This is a genomic window from [Pseudopropionibacterium] massiliense, assembly GCF_900607225.1.
Classification (GTDB): Bacteria; Actinomycetota; Actinomycetes; order Propionibacteriales; family Propionibacteriaceae; genus Arachnia; species Arachnia massiliensis.
This window is the reverse complement of record NZ_LR027842.1, coordinates 1,228,391-1,245,550: the sequence shown is the minus strand read 5'-3', so window position 1 is coordinate 1,245,550 and position 17,160 is coordinate 1,228,391. Positions and strand designations below refer to the sequence as shown.

Here is a 17,160-nt window from a genome sequence, read left to right as displayed (position 1 = left end):
GAGAGCAGACATGATCAAATACACCAAGGACCACGATTGGCTCGACAGCGGCGACGACGGGGTCGCCGTCGGCCTCACCGACCATGCCACCGGCGAACTGGGTGATGTCGTCTACGTCGAACTTCCCGAGGTCGGGGCCGAGGTCGCAAAGGGCGACGAGATCGTCGTGATCGAGTCGACGAAGGCCACCTCCGGAATCGTCGCACCCTTCGACGGGGTGATCACCGAGATCAATCAGACGGTGGTCGACTCCCCCGAGACCGTCAACGAGGACCCGGCAGGTTCCTGGTTCTTCAAGATCCAGCCCAGCGACCCCTCCGCCCTGGATGAGTACCTCGACGAGGACGAGTACAAGGCGCTGATCGGCTGATGAGTGCCTGGAACCCGACCAGTTACGACCCGGACGACTTCGCCAATCGTCGTCACATCGGGCCGAGCCCGGCCGAGATGGAGACCATGCTCTCGGCGATCGGGGTCGACACCCTTGATGAACTGATCAACCAGACGGTTCCCACCGGGATTCGTCAGACAGAACCGCTGTCCTGGGGACCACTGACCGAGGGTGCCGTGCTGGGGAAACTGCGCAGGATGGCCGCCAAGAACAAGATCCGGACGTCGATGATCGGCCAGGGCTACTACGGCACGATCACTCCCCCGGCGATCCAGCGCAACATCCTGGAGAACCCGGCCTGGTACACCTCCTACACCCCGTATCAGCCGGAAATCTCGCAGGGAAGGCTGGAGGCGCTGCTGAATTTCCAGACCATGATCAGTGACCTGACCGGGCTGGAGATCGCCAACGCGTCCCTGCTCGACGAGGCCACCGCAGCCGCGGAGGCGATGAACATGGCGTTCGCGGCGGGCAAACGCAAGAAGTCGCGTTTCTTCGCCGCGGCCGACCTGCACCCGCAGATCCTCAGCGTCCTGGCCACCCGGGCCCGCCCGCTGGGCATCGACCTGATGGTCGGTGAGGTCGAGGACCTGGAGGTCGACGGCCTGTTCGGCGCCATCCTCGCCTATCCCGGCACCCACGGGCACCTGCGGGACCACACCGCACGATGCGAGGCCCTGCACGAGGCGGGTGCCCTGGCAATCGTGGCCGCCGACCCGCTGGCGCTGACCCTGCTGAAGGAACCGGGGGCGATGGGATTCGACATCGCGATCGGTTCGGCCCAACGTTTCGGGGTCCCGATGGGTTTCGGTGGTCCGCACGCCGCGTTCATGGCCTGCCGTGACAAGCTGAAACGCACCATGCCCGGGCGTCTCGTCGGGGTGTCCAGGGACAGCGCGGGCAATCGCGCCTACCGTCTGGCCCTCCAGACCCGGGAACAGCACATCAGACGCGAGAAGGCCACGTCGAACGTCTGCACGGCCCAGGCCCTGCTCGCGGTGATGGCGTCCTTCTACGCCGTCTTCCACGGCCCGGCCGGCCTCAAGGCCATCGGTCAGCGGGTCCACCTGATGGCGGTCACCCTCGCGGAACACCTGCGGGCCGGGGGCGCCGTCGTCGAACCGGACGAATTCTTCGACACGATCACGGTCCGGGTGGGAGTCGGCCAGGCGGGCATCATCGCAGCCGCCGAACAGCGGGGCATCAACCTGCGCCGCGTCGGCCGCGACAGGGTGGGCATCTCGGTGGATGAGACCACCACCCTGGAAACCCTCGCGCTGGTGCTGGACGCCTTCGGCATCGAACCGGCCACGGAACTCAGCCAGCATCCGGTGATCCCGGATTCGCTGCTGCGCACCTCCGAGTACCTGACCCACCCGGTCTTCCACATGAACCGGGCCGAGTCGGAGATGATGCGTTACATGCGCCGCCTCGCCGACCGGGACCTGGCCCTGGACCGGGCGATGATCTCGTTGGGTTCCTGCACCATGAAACTGAACGCCGCGGTCGAGATGATGCCGATCACCTGGCCGGAGTTCGCGGATCTGCACCCGTTCGCCCCCACCTCGCAGTCGGAGGGTTACCGGGAGCTGGCGGCGGACCTGGGCAGGCTGCTGTGTGAGATCACGGGCTACGACGCGTTCTCCATGCAACCCAACAGCGGCGCCCAGGGCGAGTACGCGGGGCTGCGGACGATCGCGGCCTATCACCGCGCCAACGGTGACGAGCGCGACGTCTGCTTGATCCCGACCTCGGCCCACGGCACGAACCCCGCCTCGGCGACCATGGCCGGAATGAGGGTCGTGGCGGTGAAGTCCGCGGAGAACGGCGACATCGACCTCGACGACTTCGCCGCCAGGGCGGAGGAGGCCGGGGACCGGTTGGCGGCCGCGATGATCACCTATCCGTCCACGCACGGCGTGTTCGAGGACACCGTCCGGAGGGTCTGCGAGATCACGCACGCCCACGGCGGGCAGGTCTACATCGACGGCGCGAACATGAACGCCCTGGTCGGTCTCGTGCGGCCGGGGGATCTGGGCGGCGACGTCAGCCACGTGAATCTGCACAAGACCTTCGCCATCCCGCACGGCGGCGGTGGTCCGGGCATGGGTCCCATCGGTGTCAAGGAACATCTGGAACCGTACCTGCCGGGTGATCCGGCCTCGGGTGAGGAGGGCGCGGTCTCGGCAGCGGCTCTCGGTTCTGCCTCGATCCTGCCGATCTCGTGGGCCTACATCCGGCTCATGGGCGGCAGCGGACTGACCCAGGCCACGCGGGTGGCGATCCTGAGCGCCAACTACATCGCCAGCAGGCTCTCGGAGGCGTACCCGATCCTGTACCGCGGCGGAAACGGACGGGTGGCACACGAGTGCATCGTGGACACGCGCATCTTCGCACGCCACGGAATCACTGTCGATGATGTCGCCAAGCGGCTGATCGATCACGGCTTCCACGCCCCCACCATGTCCTTCCCGGTGGCGGGCACGTTGATGGTGGAGCCCACGGAGTCGGAAACCCTGGCCGAGCTGGACCGCTTCGTCACCGCGATGCTGGACATCGCCCGCGAGGCCGACGACGTGGCCTCGGGGCGGATCGCGGCCGAGGAGTCGCCATTGCGCCGGGCTCCGCACACCGTGGAGGATCTCATCACGGACTGGGATCGTCCCTACTCCCGGGAAGAAGGGTGCTTCCCGCCCGGATCGTTCCGGGTGGACAAGTACTGGCCTCCCGTCGGAAGGGTGGACAACGCCTACGGTGACCGGCACCTGGTGTGCAGCTGCCCGCCCTGGGAGGGAACGCCGGGCTGAGCCACGGGCTTGCGAGAAGAAGAGGGCTGCTCCTTTCGGGGCAGCCCTCTTCTTCTCGTGAAGATGTCAGTCGGTTTCCTCCACCGGGATCAGAGGTTTCCAGAACGAGGCACCCGGTCGGGCCAGGGCGGCTTGTCCCACTGAGATGACGGTGCAGATCACGAACACCCACAGCCACACGTGCAGCATCGTCACTGCAAGAGGCAACTGCTTGAACCATCCGACCAGCAGAGAAGCGACGAACCCGACCGGCTGATAGACGGACATGGCGAAGGCGAAGCGCCGACCGAAGGTCCGCGGCCACACCCATTTCTTCGAAGTGGTGGACATGTCACATCACCTGCATGCAGCATCCCATTTGATCAAGAAGTCAACGAAAGCGGGAGCCTTGGAGAGTCGTTCGATGCCAGCGGCAACTCCATCGTCCGCTCTCGCGGCGGCAGAAGGTCCCAGCAGGGCTGCAGCCATCATCACGGTTGACACAAGGAGGCTTATTCACAGGCGGCGCGTCGACCAGTGAAACCCCTAGTCGGAGCGCGCTTGAGGATGGCTGTGAATAAGCCTCAAGGATTGATAAGTACCGGCTTCTCATGTTCATCTCCTTCCTTCGAGAACCGGGATACCTGCCATCCTGCGCTTCTCACCCTCACCGGGCAAGACCACAAGGCCAAATTCGACCGAAAGTCAATGCTGAATCCGAAAGTTAGCGCCCGAAGCGATGCTGTCGGATCTGCCAACTGGATCATGGAGGCTTGTTCATGACCCTCCTCAAGTGTGCGCTGACCAGGAGTTTTCTTGACCGACGCGCTGTCTGTGAACAAGCCTCATGGATTCTCCTGTTCCTGTGAACCTCGCAGGCTGATTTGATCAGTTCCGCACGATGCCTGTCCGCAGGATTCTCACACTATGATCCGGGCCCGCTTCCCTCAGAGGGAAGCGGGCCCGGATCGAGATTTCTCGGCGGATCAGTTGCTGCCGGTCAGCTTCTCGCGAAGGGCCTGGAGGGCCTCGTCGGATGCGAGGGAGCCCTCGACGGGTTCGGTGGAGGTGGAGGCGTAGCCGGTGCCGGCGGCGGTGGCTGCCTGACGTTCGGCCTCCGCGGCCTCGGCCACCTGGCGCTTGTGGGCCTCCCAGCGGGCCTGGGCCTCGGCATACTGCTGCTCCCAAGCGGCCTGCTGCTCCTCGTAGCCGGGCTTCCACTCGTTGGTCTCCGGATCGAAGCCCTCGGGGTAGATGTAGTTGCCCTGCTCGTCGTAGCTGTCGGCCATACCGTAGAGGGATGCGTCGAATTCCTCGGCGGCCACGTCAACGCCCTCGTTGGCCTGCTTGAGCGACAGCGAGACGCGACGACGTTCCAGGTCGATGTCAATGACCTTGACCATGACATCGTCACCGACGGAGACGACCTGCTCCGGGATCTCGACGTGCCGCTCCGCCAGCTCGGAGACGTGCACCAGGCCTTCGATACCGTCACCGACACGGACGAAGGCACCGAACGGAACCAGCTTGGTGACCTTGCCGGGCACGATCTGGCCGATCTGGTGCAAGCGGGCGAAGGTCTGCCACGGATCTTCCTGGGTGGCCTTCAGGGACAGGGACACGCGTTCGCGGTCCATGTCCACCTCGAGCACCTCGACGGTGACGGGGGTACCGACCTCGACGACCTCGTTCGGGTGGTCGATGTGCTTCCAGCTGAGCTCGGAGACGTGCACCAGGCCGTCGACCCCACCGAGATCCACGAATGCACCGAAGTTGACGATGGAGGAGACCACGCCCTTGCGGATCTGACCCTTCTGCAACTGGTTGAGGAAGGTCTGGCGAACCTCGGACTGGGTCTGTTCCAGCCAGGCGCGACGCGACAGCACCACATTGTTGCGGTTCTTGTCGAGCTCGATGATCTTGGCCTCGAGTTCCATGCCGACATAGGGCTGGAGGTCACGGACACGACGCATCTCGACCAGCGACGCGGGCAGGAAGCCGCGCAGGCCGATGTCGACGATCAAACCGCCCTTGACGACCTCGATGACGGAGCCGGAGACGACGCCGTCCTCCTCCTTGATCTTCTCGATCGTTCCCCAGGCGCGCTCGTACTGGGCGCGTTTCTTGGAGAGGATGAGACGACCCTCCTTGTCCTCCTTCTGCTGGACCAGGGCCTCGATCTCGTCGCCGACCTGAACCACGTCGAAAGGATCGACGTCATGCTTGATGGAGAGTTCCTTGGATGGGATGACGCCTTCGGTTTTGTAGCCGATGTCGAGCAGGACTTCGTCCCGGTCGACCTTGACAACGGTTCCGGAGACGATGTCGCCGTCGTTGAAGTACTTGATGGTGGCGTCGACGGCCGCCATGAAGGCTTCCGGGGAACCGAAATCGTCGACTGCCACGGTCGAGGCCTCAGTGGAGGAGGAGGACATGTAGTAGGGCTTTCACAATAAGGTTTCGCCCTGTGCCCTGTCCATCGTCCCGGGCCGGGATCGGACTCGGGAGGACGGACGTGCCAGCCCCACTCGGTCCGAGGGCAGGCAGGCCACAGCGCCCCTTCACCCTATCGTTGCCCCGGGAGCCGGTCAAGATCAAACCAATTCGACATCACCGGGGAAAACTAATCGCGGTAGGCCGGTTGGCGGTGGTTGGAGCAGGGATTAACCTGTTCCCGTGAATCTCGTCGAAGCTCTCAAGAACCGGAAGGTGCAGCTCGGTATAGCCGTGGTTGCAATTCTTCTGGCAGTAGCCCTGACCCTCGTATGGGTCCTTCAGCCCAAGAACGACAACCCCAACCAGGCTGACACCCCACCGGCGGCCAGCGCCAGTGGAAACGCCGATGGCACGGCCGTGACCTCTCCCGAAGCCACGACCCCCGCATCCCCGGGCGCATGCAGCGCAACGGATGAGGCGGGGTTCGTGCCGGTCAGCTACTCGATCGAGAAGCTGGGGGTCGAGGCCAACGTCCTCTCCTTGGGGAGCGACAGCGAAGGCCACATCGAAGCGCCGCCCAAGGACGAGCCGAAGACCGCTGCCTGGTGGAACCAGGGCCCGGCCGCCGGCTCCAACGCGGGCCAGGTCGTCCTCTCGATCCACACCTACCAGAGCGGTGAGGCCGTCGGTAATCAGCTCTACAAGGACGGCACAAGTCAGCTCGCGGCCGGAGACGTCCTGAAGCTCACCAGCGCGGATGGACGCACCGCCTGCTACCAGTTCACCGAGGCCCAGAAGATCATGGTCTCCGAGTTCGATCAGAACTCGGAGGTGTTGGAGCGCAAGAGCGGTGATCCCGAACTCGCCATCGTCATCTGTTGGGACCACAACAAGGACACCAACGAATGGGACTCGCGGATCTTCTTCAAGTTCAAGCCCGTGACCGACGGAGCCTGATCCCGCAGGGTCGGCGGCTCAGTGTGCCGCAGTGAACCACGAGTCGCCGACCCCGACCGAAACCTCCAGGGGCACCGCCAGATCCATGGCGGTGCCCATTTCCTTGCACACCAGCTCCTCCACCGCTTCCCTTTCCCCCGGATGGATTTCCAGGACGAGTTCGTCGTGCACCTGGAGCAGCATGCGGCTGCGCAACCCTTCCGCGATCAGACCGCGTTCGACCTCGAGCATCGCCAGTTTGATGATGTCGGCCGCAGAACCTTGGATCGGGGAGTTCAGCGCCGCTCTCTCCGCCATCTCGCGCCGCTGTCGGTTGCTGGAGTTCAGGTCCGGCAGATAACGCCGCCGCCCCAGCAGGGTCGAGGTGTATCCCACCTTCCGGGCCTCGGTCACCACCTCCGCCAGGTACTGCTGCACCCCACCCACTCGCGAGTTGTAGACCTCCATCAGTTCCTTCGCCTCGGTGACGGAGATCCCGAGCCGGGTGCTCAACCCGTAGGCGCCGAGCCCGTAGGCGAGACCGTAATTCATGGCCTTGACCCGGGCCCGCATCTGCCCCGTGACCTCTTCCGGGGCGACCCCGAAGACGATGGCCGCCATCTCCGCGTGGAAGTCTCTTCCGGACCTGAATGCGGCGATCAGCCCCTCATCGCCCGAGACGTGCGCCATGAGACGCATCTCGATCTGGGAGTAGTCGGCGCTCATCAGCGCCTCGAAACCGTCACCGGCCACGAAGGCGCTGCGGATCCGCCGCCCCAGCTCGGTGCGGATGGGAATGTTCTGCAGGTTCGGGTCGGTGGAGGACAGTCTTCCCGTCGCGGCGATGGTCTGCACGTAGGTGGTGTGGATGCGGCCGTCGGGCTGGATTGCGGCCAGCAACCCGTCGACGGTCTGCCGTAGCCGGATGCGGTCCCGGTGCGCCAGGAGATGCTCCAGGAACGGGTGCCCGGTGCGTTCGAAAAGCCCCTCGAGGGCCTCGGCGTCGGTGGTGTACCCGGACTTCGTGCGCCGGGTCTTCGGCATGTCGAGTTCCTCGAACAGCACCTTCTGCAGCTGTTTCGGGGAACCGAGGTTCACCTCGTGCCCCAGCACGTCCCACGCCGCCTGCTGGGCGGCCACGACGGCGGAGTCGAACTCGGCCCGCAGCCCGTCCAGGACATCCCGGTCCACAGCGATGCCGACGCGCTCGCATTTCGCCAGGGTCCGTTGCAGCGGCAGCTCCACATCTTTCAGGAGCTTCGCCGCGGGCTGGGACTCGAGTTCGGGCCGCAGCGCCCGAGCCAGCTCCGCGATCGCCCGGGCATTCAGCATGGCCGCCGCGGCCGTGGCTCCCTCGTCCACCTCGAACAGGGATTCCTGGGACTCGGTGGCCGTCTCCGCCACCAGCTCGCGGTGCAGGTACCGCTGCACCAGGGAGGCCAGTTCCTGCCCCCTGACGTCGGGGCGCAGCAGATAGGCCGCCAGGGCCACGTCCAGGACCACCCCGCCCAGTTCCCAGCCCCTGGCCCAGATCGCCAGCAGCGGGCCCTTTCCGTCGTGGACCACCTTGGAGCTTTCCTCATCCGCCAGCCACTGCGCCACCGCTTCGTCGTCGGTGGGGGTCAGGGACCCGGGGTCGATGAACGCCTCCGGCCCCCCGGCGGCAGCCAGGCCGAGGCCCCGCAGATCACCAGTCCCGGCCCCCCAGACGCCGACGAACGACAGCGCCACCTCCCCCGTGGCGTTCTCCTCCAGCCAGGCCGCCACCTCGCCGGGTTCCAGGGCCCTCCCCGTGATGGTGAAAGCTTCCCGGGTGTTGTTCTGTTCGTCCCCGTTGTTCCCGTACAGCTGGGCAAGCCGTTCCCGCAGGGACCGGAACTCGAGGGCGGCGAACAACTGGGTGATGGCCTCCCGGTTCCAGTCGCGGCGTTCGGTCTGCTCGAAGCCCAGGGGCAGCTCCAGGTCCCGCAGCAACCGGTTCAGGCGCCGGTTGCGTCGCACGTCGTCGAGGTGGTCCCGCAACGACTGACCCGCCTTGCCGGGAATTTGTTCGGCGCGTTCGATGATGTTGGCGAGACCGTCGTAGGTGTTGATCCACTTGGCGGCGGTCTTGGGGCCAACCCCGGGCACCCCGGGCAGGTTGTCGCTGGTCTCCCCCACCAGCGCCGCCAGCTCCGGGTAGCGCCGCGGCGGCACTAGGTACTTCTCCTCCACCACGGCCGGGGTCATCCGCACCAGGTCGCTCACCCCCTTGCGTGGGTACAGCACCGTGGTGCGGTCGGTCACCAGCTGCAGGGCGTCGCGGTCGCCCGTCGAGATCAGCACCTCGTAGCCTGCGGCCTCCGCCCGGGTGGCCATGGTCGCGATGATGTCGTCGGCCTCGTAGCCGGGCAGTTCGACGTGCGCTATCCGCAGCCCGTCGAGGACCTCCTTGATCAGTTCCACCTGCCCCCTGAACTCCTGCGGCGACGCGCTCCGGGTGGCCTTGTACTGAGGGTAGGACTCATTGCGGAAGGACTCCCGGCCCACGTCGAAGGCGACGGCCACGTGGCTCGGTTCCTCGGCGGTCAGCAAACCGATGAGCATGGAGACGAAACCGTGCACGGCGTTCGTGTGCTGTCCCGTCGAGGTCTGGAAGTTCTCGGCCGGAAGGGCGAAGAAGGCCCGGTAGGCCATGGAGTGTCCATCGATGAGGAGCAGGCGATTCACGTCCCCAATCTACTGTGCGAGACTGACGGTCATGATCGACGCCACCGCGATACCCCACTCTTCGCTGCACGAAAAACTGGGCATCGAGATCACCTCGGCCCGTGCGGTGGAGGTGGTCGGTTCCATGCCCGTGGCGGGGAACACACAGCCTGCCGGGCTGCTGCACGGCGGGGCGACCGCGGCGCTGGTGGAGGGCCTGGCCTCCCTGGCCGCCTGGCTGCACGCCCAGCCGGAACGGGTCGCGGTGGGCGTCGACCTCAGCGTCACCCACCTGCGCCCCGTCGCCTCCGGCAGGGTCACGGGCAGGGCTGTTCCCGTTCACCTGGGAAACGGGGGAGCCGTTCACACGGTCGAGGTGCGCGACGACACGGGACGGCTCACCGCTCTCGGCCGCCTGACCTCCCGATTCGTGACCCCCCGGGGATGATCATTTCTTTCGCTTGTGGGAGATGACGCCCTCGGCGACCTCGCGCATCGACTTGCGCAGGTCCATGGCCGTTTTCTGGATCCAACGGAACGCCTCGGGCTCGGTCAACCCGAGCCCTTCCTGCAGCATTCCCTTGGCCTGGTCGATGATCTTCCGGGATTCGAAACGATCCTCAAGATTCGCCAGCTCCTCCTCGATCGCCCTCAGCTCGGCGAAACGTCCGATGGCGACCTCGATGGCAGGCACCACCTCGTTGGCGCCAAAGGGTTTGACGAGGTACCCCATCACCCCGGCGTCCCGCGCCCGCTCAACCAGCTCGCTCTGGCTGAAGGCGGTGAGCATGAGAATGGGTGCGATACGTTCCTCACCGATGATCTCAGCCGCGGTGATGCCGTCCATGCCGGGCATCTTCACGTCCATGATGATCAGGTCGGGCTCCAACTCCCGGGCGAGCTTGACGGCCTCCTCGCCGTCAGCCGCCTGCCCCACCACTTCAAAACCTTCTTCGGTCAGCAACTCCACCAGGTCGAGACGAATGAGCGCCTCGTCCTCGGCGATGAGCACCTTCCTCGGCCGCTTCTGGCCCATGCTTCCAGCTCCATTCCCCTTCGAGTGGACCGACTAGGTCTCCAAGACATGGATTCAGCTGGCATTCTAGCGCGCCACTAGGGGTTTGGGCGAAGAAACGGCCAGTTGTGGCACAATGGTTCCCTGCTGCCCGGGTGGCGGAATGGTAGACGCGACTGACTCAAAATCAGTTGGCCCGCAGGGCCGTAGGGGTTCGAGTCCCCTGCCGGGTACGACGAGAGGGTGGGAACCGAGAAACCGGTTCCCACCCTCTCCTCGAGAGAAGCTCAGACGTCGATCTCGTTCTTGGCCTTGACCTTGTGGACACGCAGGTTGTTCGTCTTCCCGGGAACCCCCATGGGCGAACCGGACAGAATGACGATGCGCTCACCGACCTCGATCATGCCCCGCTCCCGGAGGAACGCGTCGACGGTCTCGACCATCTGCTCCTGAACCGTGAAATCCGGGGTGATGTGGGCCTCGACACCCCAGGTGAGGGTCATGGCCTGCCGGGTGGTGACCTCCGGGGTGAACACCAGCAGCGGGATGGAGGGGCGCAGACGGGACAGCCGCCGGGCGGTGTCGCCGGACTTGGTGAAGGCGACCAGGTAGCGGGCCCCGACCCTCCGGGTGACCTCCACCGCCGCGTGCGCCAGAACACCACCTGTGGTGTGGGGATCCCAGTCGATGGCGTGAATCTCGGCGTGACCGTCATGTTCCGTGGCCTCGACGATCCGGGCCATGGTCTGGACGGTCTCCACGGGGTAGTCACCGACCGAGGTCTCACCGGACAGCATCACGCCGTCCGCACCATCGAGAATCGCGTTCGCCACGTCGGAGGCCTCGGCGCGAGTGGGTCGCGGAGCCGAGATCATGGACTCCAGCATCTGGGTGGCGACGATGACGGGTTTGGCCCACTTGCGCGCCGCGCGGATGATCTGCTTCTGGACCAGCGGCACGTCCTCGAGCGGGAGCTCGACACCCAGATCACCGCGAGCAACCATGAAGGCGTCGAAGGCGTCGACGATCTCCTGGAGGTTTGCGATCGCCTGCGGCTTCTCCAGCTTCGCGATGACAGGGATGCGGCGGCCCTCCTCATCCATGATCTCGTGGACCCGCTTGATGTCATCGCCACTGCGGACGAAGGACAAAGCGATCATGTCGATGTCCTTCGAGAGCGCCCAGCGCAGATCCCTCTCGTCCTTCTCGCTCATGGCGGGAACGGAGACGGCGACCCCGGGAAGGTTGATTCCCTTGTTGTTGGACACGGGACCCGCGACGACCACTTCACAGAGCACCTCGGTGGGCGAGACCTCCAGCGCCCGAAGACCCACCTTGCCGTCGTCGATCAGGACCTGGTCCCCCGGCTTCACGTCCCCTGGGAGACCCTTGAAGGTGGTGGAACAGCGCTCCTTGGTGCCGATGACGTCCTCGATGGTGATGGTGAAGTGGTCCCCCGCTTCCAGGAAGTGTTTCTGGTCATCGGCGAACCTGCCGAGACGGATCTTCGGTCCTTGAAGATCAGCGAGGACGCCCACGGTGCGACCGGTGACCCTGGCGGCTTCACGGACGGCGTTGAGACGGCTTTCGTGCTCGGAGTAGTCCCCGTGACTCATGTTGAGGCGAGCGACATTCATTCCGGCGTTGATGAGTTGAACGAGACGGTCAGTCGTATTGGCGGACGGACCCAGAGTACAAACGATCTTTGCTCTACGCACGTCGCAACACTACCTCACGGCCTCAGTCCGACCTCACCTCGTGCAGGGCGTGTTCGAGGTCCTGCGACAACCCCGATTCGAACTCGACGCGGTTTCCCTTCACCGGGTGCTCGAAGGCCAACCGGGTGGCGTGGAGCCACTGCCTGTCGAGTCCCAGCCGTCTTGCCAGAGCCGGGTCCGAACCGTAGAGCGGATCCCCGCAACAGGGATGCCCGATCGCGGCGAAATGCACCCGGATCTGATGAGTGCGCCCGGTCTCCAACCGGACCTCGACGAGGGTGGCGGCGCGATGCGCCTCGAGGGTCTCGTAGTGCGTGACCGATTCCCGTCCCCCAGCCACGATCGCCATCTTCCACTCATGTCCCGGATGCCGACCGATCGGGGCGTCGATGGTTCCCGAGAACGGATCGGGATGTCCCTGCACGAGCGCCTGGTAGGTTTTGTCGACGGCCTTGTCCCGGAACGCCTGTTTCAACACGGAGTAGGCATGCTCGGAACGGGCCAGCACCATCAACCCGGAGGTCCCGACATCGAGCCGTGAGACCACCCCCTGCCGCTCCGGTGCTCCAGATGTGGCGATGGCGATCCCGGCAGCGGCCAGGTGTTCGGTGACGGAGGGACCCGCCCAGCCTAGGCTCGGATGGGCCGCAACCCCCGCCGGTTTGTCCACCACGACTATGTCCCGGTCCTCGTGGATGATCTCCAGGCCGCCGACCAGCCGGGGTTCCGCCGTAACCCGGGTGGGTCGGGGATCGGTGACCAGCTCCAGCATCGCCCCCGCGGCAACGACCTGCGAGGCCCGCTTCACGATCTCGCCGTCCAGCAGCATCCCCCCGGTCGCGATCAACTCGGCCACCCGGGAACGGCTGTGCCCCGTCACCCGGGAGGCAACGACATCGATCCGCTGGCCCGCCAGGGCGTCCGGTACCAGGAAAACGCTCATGCCCGCTTGGACCTTTTCTCCCCCTCGGAAGGGCTGCGCAGGCTCAACAGGATCACCAGGATGGCGGCGCTGGTGATGCACATGTCGGCTACGTTGAAGATGGCGAAGTGGGGAAGCTGGATGAAGTCGACGACATGCCCGAGCAGTGGCCCCGGAGCACGGAACAACCTGTCATGGAGATTCCCCGAGACACCTGCCATCAGTAACCCGACCGCCATCCCCTGGGGAAGGGTGCGCACCTTGCACAGGGCGACGAAGACGCAGACCGCCAGGGCGACGATCGCGAAGACGCTGAGCGCCAGCGTCATTGACGTCCCCAGGCTGAAGGCCGCTCCCGGGTTGAAGGTCAAATTGAACCGTACGAGGTCTCCAACGATCTCCGTGGGCTGCCCAGGGGACAGGGCCTCCAGCACGGCCCCCTTGGATGCCTGATCCACCCCCAAACCCAACAGGGCGACGCCCACGGCGAGCAGGGCCGGGGGCCTGCGGTTCAGCGGCGTTCCTCACGTTGTTTGCATGCGACGCACATCGTCGCCCGTGGGAAGACCTGAAGCCTGCCCTTCCCGATCGGATTCCCGCAGACCTCGCAGAGCCCGTACTGGCCCTCGTCGAACAGATGCAGGGCGAGCCTCGCCTGATCGGCCATCTCGCGGGCGTTCTGCGCCAAGGACAGTTCCTGGTCACGTTCAAAATTGGATGAGCCCACGTCCGCCGGGTCTCGTCCGGCGCCGTCATTGCCCTGGAGCAGAAGATCGCTCAGCTCGCTGTCGGTGGCGGCCACCTTTTTGTCCAGCCTGTCCAGCTCCTCAACGAGGACTTCGCGTTGCTCCTGGATCTCCTCCGGGGTCCATGGCTCCTCACCGTCACGAACTGGAAGGATCACAGGCTCTGGGGGGTTGCTGGGTGGCATTGTCGTCCTCGGGGGTTTTGAGTTGGATGGTCCGGCGAGAGTACACCCTCACCGGACCATCACCAGTTTTCTGCCTTTCACTCAGGCCAAGCGGTCCTGAGCGGCGAGCGCATCCAGACGCGGCGTCCTGGAGCGCTCGGCCAGTTCCGGAACATCCAAGGGTTCCGGCAGGTTCTGTTCAAGGGATTCGAGATGCCGTGACAGATAGCCGCGCATGTTCTCACGGTAGCTGGACTCGAAGCCACGCAGCGCCGCGACCTTCTGGGTGAGGATGCCTTGTTCCCGCTCCAGCTCGGCAAACAGTTCCGTGCGACGGCGATCCACCTCACCATTCATACGATCCGCACGGCTCTGGGCTTCGCGGTTGATCTGATCGGCGTTGACGCGGGCCTCGGATTCGATGCGTTCGGCCCGGGTACGGGCATCGCTGGTGATCTCGTAAGCCTGCTGCTTGGCCTCGTTGATCTTGCGCTGGGCCTCGTTGTTGGCCTCGTCCACGAGCCGTTCCGCCTGCTCCGTGGCCAACGACACCAACCGAACGACTGCGGGAGTCGCTTCTTCGCGAGTGGCGACCTGAAGGGTCTCCGTGTTTCCTGCCATGTGGCTGACACGAGAACTGCTGCGTGCCTCATCGAGTTCACGACGGGTGCGGTCGAGCTCGCTTCGAAGCCGCTCATTGTCCTGGGTGAGTTGCGCGACACGCTTGTCATCCAGCTGCCCGGGTGCTGCTACCGGAACCTGTTGCTTGGCCTGCTGCGCCATCTGGCTGCGCAGCCGTTCGATCTCACCTCGAAGTGAGTTGATCTCGTGATCCTTGGCCATCAAGGCCTCATCGTTGCCCGCAGGTGCCGGGTCCCCTGTTGTACGGGCGGCCTCGACCTCCCGGCGAAGCAGATCCCGTTCGTTCTCAAACTGCGCGAACGACTCCTCCACCTTGTCTATGAAAGTGTCGACGTCACCGACCTCGTAGCCGGTGGCGCCACGGCGTGCCATCCGGAACCGGACTCGGCGAACCTCTTCCAGGGTCAGGCTCATCTTTACTCCCACACGGTTGAAAAATCTTTGTACCCGATCCTGAGAAACCCCGGGCACAACGTTAAGGTTACTCTAATACTTCATCAGATCCAACGACGAAACCAGCACGACACGCCCGGATCAGAACGGGATCCAGCGGACGATGCTCCTGAGCAGGTAGATGATCAGGAACAGCACAAGCACCCCCAGGTCCAGTGAAACCGCTCCCATCCGCATGGGTTTGATGAACGAGCGAAGCAGCTTCAGGGGAGGATCGGTGACGAAGTAGACGGACTCCACCAGCACCAGCGCAATCCCGCGAGGAGTCCAGCCCCGACTCACCACCGGCACCCATGAGAGCAGGACCCTCGCCAGGAGGATCAGCATGTAGATCTGGAGGAGCCAGAACAGCGTCAGCGCAACCACGGGATCAACTCTGGTTGAAGAAACCGCCTGTGGCCAGCTTCTGCTTGTCCTCCGGGCCGACGACGAGGTTGTGCGGGCACAGCAGGAAGACCTGGCTGGAAATGCGCTCGATGTTGCCGCGCAACCCGAAGATCAGGCCAGCGGCGAAGTCCACGAGCCTCTTGTCCTCCCCGCGCTCCATGTCGGAGAGGTTCATGATGACGGGGATCCCGTCACGATAGTTCTCACCGATGGAGCGCGCCTCGTTGTAGCTGCGAGGTCGCACATAGATGATTCTGCTGAGGTCTGTCACCTGACGCGGCTCCAGGGTTGGGGTGGCGGGAAGAGAAGTCACCGCGGGGGCCGGAGCGGGACTGTGGACCTGCGCCGGAGCGGGTGCGGCAGGCTCGGGCCTGGCAGCATGAGGATGGCGGTGAAGCTTGGCCACGGGCTTGGGCTCGGGTTCCGGCTCCACGTACTCATCCACTGAGTACTCTTCGGACAGCTCGTCCTTGGGGTCGCTGTAGCGCCCGTCCTCGACGAGACCCATCCATTCAGCCAGCTTCCGTACACCCACGGCACGCCTCCCTAAAACACTTTCGCTTGAGACTACAGACAGGGTGCCCGCAACCGGGTGCAATGACTGCCGACACGCCGTCATTTCATGAAGTCGGGTACATCCAGGTCGTCGTCATCGTCCGCCCGCAGGGGCCGTGGCTCCGGACGACTCGGTTGCATGGGTGTGATGTGGGGGGGAGTCGCATGGGACGCGCGGGAACCGGTGAGAGGCGTCCCTCCCGCCAGTGGACTGGGGCCGCCGCTGGGACCGCCGAAACCACCGGCACGGGGTGGCGACTGCTGCTGATTGCCCCGGGTGGTCTCGAGGCGCGGCGGACGGGGCAGCGGATGTCCACCGTCGAAGCCGGCTGCGATGACGGTGATCCGGACCTCATCCCCCAATGCGTCGTCGATGACCGTGCCGAAGATGATGTTGGCCTCGTCGTGCGCGGCCTCCTCGATGAGCTGGGCCGCTGCCGAGACCTCGAACAAACCGAGATCCGAACCACCGGCGATCGACAGCAGCACACCATGGGCACCGTCGATGCTCGCCTCGAGCAGCGGCGAGGAGATGGCCATCTCCGCCGCGGCTCGGGCTCGATCCTCGCCTCGGGCCGACCCGATACCCATCAGGGCCGAACCCGCCTGGCTCATGATCGATTTGACGTCCGCGAAGTCAAGATTGATCAGGCCGGGAGTGGTGATCAGGTCCGTGATGCCGGAAACACCCTGCATCAGAACTTGGTCCGCCTGTTTGAAGGCATCGAGGATGGCCACCTGATGATCGGTCATCTGCAGCAGCTTGTCGTTGGGGATGACGATCAGTGTGTCGACTTCCTCCCGCAACGCCTCTATGCCGGAGTCGGCCTGAGTGGCACGACGGCGCCCCTCGAAGGAGAACGGGCGTGTCACCACCCCGATCGTGAGGGCTCCGAGGGAACGAGCGATCTTGGCGACGATGGGCGCGGCTCCCGTGCCGGTGCCGCCTCCCTCACCTGCCGTGACGAAAACCATGTCGGCTCCCTTGAGGGCCTCCTCGATGTCCTCGGCATGATCCTCGGCGGCCTGGCGTCCCTTGGAGGGATCCGCTCCGGCCCCCAGGCCACGGGTCAGCTCGCGACCGACATCGAGTTTGACGTCGGCATCACTCATGAGCAGCGCCTGAGCGTCGGTGTTGACGGCAATGAACTCAACACCGCGCAACCCGGCCTCGATCATTCGGTTGACGGCGTTCACCCCACCGCCGCCGACACCAACGACCTTTATAACCGCCAGGTAGTTCTGAGATGCGCTTGCCATGACCGCCATTCCTGTCCTCGTAGTCGAAAAGAAGGCTAGGGGCAGACGGGCGCACTATCCA

General features: G+C 64.9%; 15 protein-coding genes, 1 tRNA gene and 1 pseudogene. 5 read left to right on the top strand and 12 right to left on the bottom strand.

What is annotated here, in order from left to right; translation table 11 throughout:
* The first annotated feature begins 10 nt into the window (after positions 1-10).
* Both gcvH and gcvP read left to right on the top strand, forming a co-directional pair.
* Positions 11-370: a glycine cleavage system protein GcvH gene (gene gcvH, locus E0E39_RS05480; protein ID WP_207302429.1), complete on the top strand. Its 360-nt coding sequence runs from the start codon at positions 11-13 to the stop codon at positions 368-370.
* A complete protein-coding gene (gcvP, locus tag E0E39_RS05475; protein WP_130873825.1) occupies positions 370-3,198 on the top strand; it encodes an aminomethyl-transferring glycine dehydrogenase in 2,829 nt (942 codons plus the stop codon). The genes gcvH and gcvP overlap by 1 nt, the downstream gene beginning before the upstream one ends.
* A 66-nt stretch (positions 3,199-3,264) precedes the next feature.
* Here gcvP and E0E39_RS05470 read toward each other — a convergent pair whose 3' ends face one another.
* Complete coding sequence (locus E0E39_RS05470) at positions 3,265-3,528, bottom strand: hypothetical protein (RefSeq protein WP_130873824.1); 264 nt, start codon at positions 3,526-3,528, stop codon at positions 3,265-3,267.
* A 635-nt stretch (positions 3,529-4,163) separates the two neighbouring features.
* Complete coding sequence (gene rpsA / locus E0E39_RS05465) at positions 4,164-5,612, bottom strand: 30S ribosomal protein S1 (protein WP_130873823.1); 1,449 nt, start codon at positions 5,610-5,612, stop codon at positions 4,164-4,166.
* Between the two features lie 241 nt (positions 5,613-5,853).
* Here rpsA and E0E39_RS05460 point away from each other — a divergent pair, with 241 nt between their 5' ends.
* Positions 5,854-6,570 (top strand): class F sortase, encoded by a 717-nt coding sequence (locus tag E0E39_RS05460; RefSeq protein ID WP_130873822.1) that lies wholly within the window; start codon positions 5,854-5,856, stop codon positions 6,568-6,570.
* Between the two features lie 18 nt (positions 6,571-6,588).
* On the opposite strand, the gene polA is transcribed toward E0E39_RS05460, so the two are convergent.
* Positions 6,589-9,258 carry a DNA polymerase I gene (gene polA, locus E0E39_RS05455; protein ID WP_130873821.1) on the bottom strand — a complete coding sequence of 890 codons (2,670 nt, stop codon included), beginning with the start codon at positions 9,256-9,258 and terminating at the stop codon, positions 6,589-6,591.
* A 31-nt stretch (positions 9,259-9,289) separates the two neighbouring features.
* On the opposite strand from polA, the gene E0E39_RS05450 reads away from it, so the two are divergent.
* Positions 9,290-9,685 carry a PaaI family thioesterase gene (locus E0E39_RS05450; RefSeq protein ID WP_130873820.1) on the top strand — a complete coding sequence of 132 codons (396 nt, stop codon included), beginning with the start codon at positions 9,290-9,292 and terminating at the stop codon, positions 9,683-9,685.
* On the opposite strand, the gene E0E39_RS05445 is transcribed toward E0E39_RS05450, so the two are convergent.
* On the bottom strand, positions 9,686-10,273 hold the full coding sequence (locus E0E39_RS05445; protein ID WP_130873819.1) for an ANTAR domain-containing response regulator: 588 nt from the start codon (positions 10,271-10,273) through the stop codon (positions 9,686-9,688).
* A gap of 128 nt (positions 10,274-10,401) precedes the next feature.
* On the opposite strand from E0E39_RS05445, the gene E0E39_RS05440 reads away from it, so the two are divergent.
* Positions 10,402-10,485: transfer RNA gene (locus E0E39_RS05440), tRNA-Leu, on the top strand.
* 54 nt (positions 10,486-10,539) lie between these two features.
* Here the strand turns inward: E0E39_RS05440 and pyk are convergent.
* The 8 genes and pseudogenes from pyk to ftsZ form a co-directional block, all read right to left on the bottom strand.
* Positions 10,540-11,970, bottom strand: coding sequence for a pyruvate kinase (gene pyk, locus E0E39_RS05435; RefSeq protein ID WP_130873818.1), 1,431 nt, complete (start codon positions 11,968-11,970; stop codon positions 10,540-10,542).
* 22 nt (positions 11,971-11,992) lie between these two features.
* Positions 11,993-12,913, bottom strand: coding sequence for an RluA family pseudouridine synthase (locus E0E39_RS05430; protein WP_130873817.1), 921 nt, complete (start codon positions 12,911-12,913; stop codon positions 11,993-11,995).
* Positions 12,910-13,377: a signal peptidase II gene (lspA, locus tag E0E39_RS05425; RefSeq protein ID WP_425470610.1), complete on the bottom strand. Its 468-nt coding sequence runs from the start codon at positions 13,375-13,377 to the stop codon at positions 12,910-12,912. Before lspA ends, E0E39_RS05430 begins: the two co-directional genes overlap by 4 nt.
* A gap of 26 nt (positions 13,378-13,403) precedes the next feature.
* A complete protein-coding gene (locus tag E0E39_RS05420; RefSeq protein WP_130873815.1) occupies positions 13,404-13,823 on the bottom strand; it encodes a TraR/DksA family transcriptional regulator in 420 nt (139 codons plus the stop codon).
* Between the two features lie 81 nt (positions 13,824-13,904).
* Entirely contained in the window at positions 13,905-14,858 is a 954-nt protein-coding gene (locus E0E39_RS05415; protein WP_130873814.1) for a DivIVA domain-containing protein, read from the bottom strand.
* Positions 14,859-14,978: 120 nt separating this feature from the next.
* Positions 14,979-15,263, bottom strand: a complete 285-nt coding sequence (locus E0E39_RS05410; protein WP_130873813.1) for a YggT family protein — start codon at positions 15,261-15,263, stop codon at positions 14,979-14,981.
* Between the two features lie 4 nt (positions 15,264-15,267).
* Complete coding sequence (locus tag E0E39_RS05405; protein WP_245988406.1) at positions 15,268-15,792, bottom strand: cell division protein SepF; 525 nt, start codon at positions 15,790-15,792, stop codon at positions 15,268-15,270.
* A 358-nt stretch (positions 15,793-16,150) separates the two neighbouring features.
* A pseudogene (gene ftsZ, locus E0E39_RS05400) lies at positions 16,151-17,099 on the bottom strand (cell division protein FtsZ); the annotation flags it as partial.
* Between the last annotated feature and the right edge of the window lie 61 nt (positions 17,100-17,160).

What these genes read in the sequence shown, in the direction of transcription:
- gcvH (WP_207302429.1), top strand. Translation starts at nt 11, where the DNA reads ATGATCAAATACACCAAGGACCACGATTGGCTCGACAGCGGCGACGAC.
- gcvP (WP_130873825.1), top strand. Translation starts at nt 370, where the DNA reads ATGAGTGCCTGGAACCCGACCAGTTACGACCCGGACGACTTCGCCAAT.
- E0E39_RS05470 (WP_130873824.1), bottom strand. Translation starts at nt 3,528, where the DNA reads ATGTCCACCACTTCGAAGAAATGGGTGTGGCCGCGGACCTTCGGTCGG.
- rpsA (WP_130873823.1), bottom strand. Translation starts at nt 5,612, where the DNA reads ATGTCCTCCTCCTCCACTGAGGCCTCGACCGTGGCAGTCGACGATTTC.
- E0E39_RS05450 (WP_130873820.1), top strand. Translation starts at nt 9,290, where the DNA reads ATGATCGACGCCACCGCGATACCCCACTCTTCGCTGCACGAAAAACTG.
- E0E39_RS05445 (WP_130873819.1), bottom strand. Translation starts at nt 10,273, where the DNA reads ATGGGCCAGAAGCGGCCGAGGAAGGTGCTCATCGCCGAGGACGAGGCG.
- E0E39_RS05430 (WP_130873817.1), bottom strand. Translation starts at nt 12,913, where the DNA reads ATGAGCGTTTTCCTGGTACCGGACGCCCTGGCGGGCCAGCGGATCGAT.
- E0E39_RS05420 (WP_130873815.1), bottom strand. Translation starts at nt 13,823, where the DNA reads ATGCCACCCAGCAACCCCCCAGAGCCTGTGATCCTTCCAGTTCGTGAC.
- E0E39_RS05415 (WP_130873814.1), bottom strand. Translation starts at nt 14,858, where the DNA reads ATGAGCCTGACCCTGGAAGAGGTTCGCCGAGTCCGGTTCCGGATGGCA.
- E0E39_RS05405 (WP_245988406.1), bottom strand. Translation starts at nt 15,792, where the DNA reads ATGGGTCTCGTCGAGGACGGGCGCTACAGCGACCCCAAGGACGAGCTG.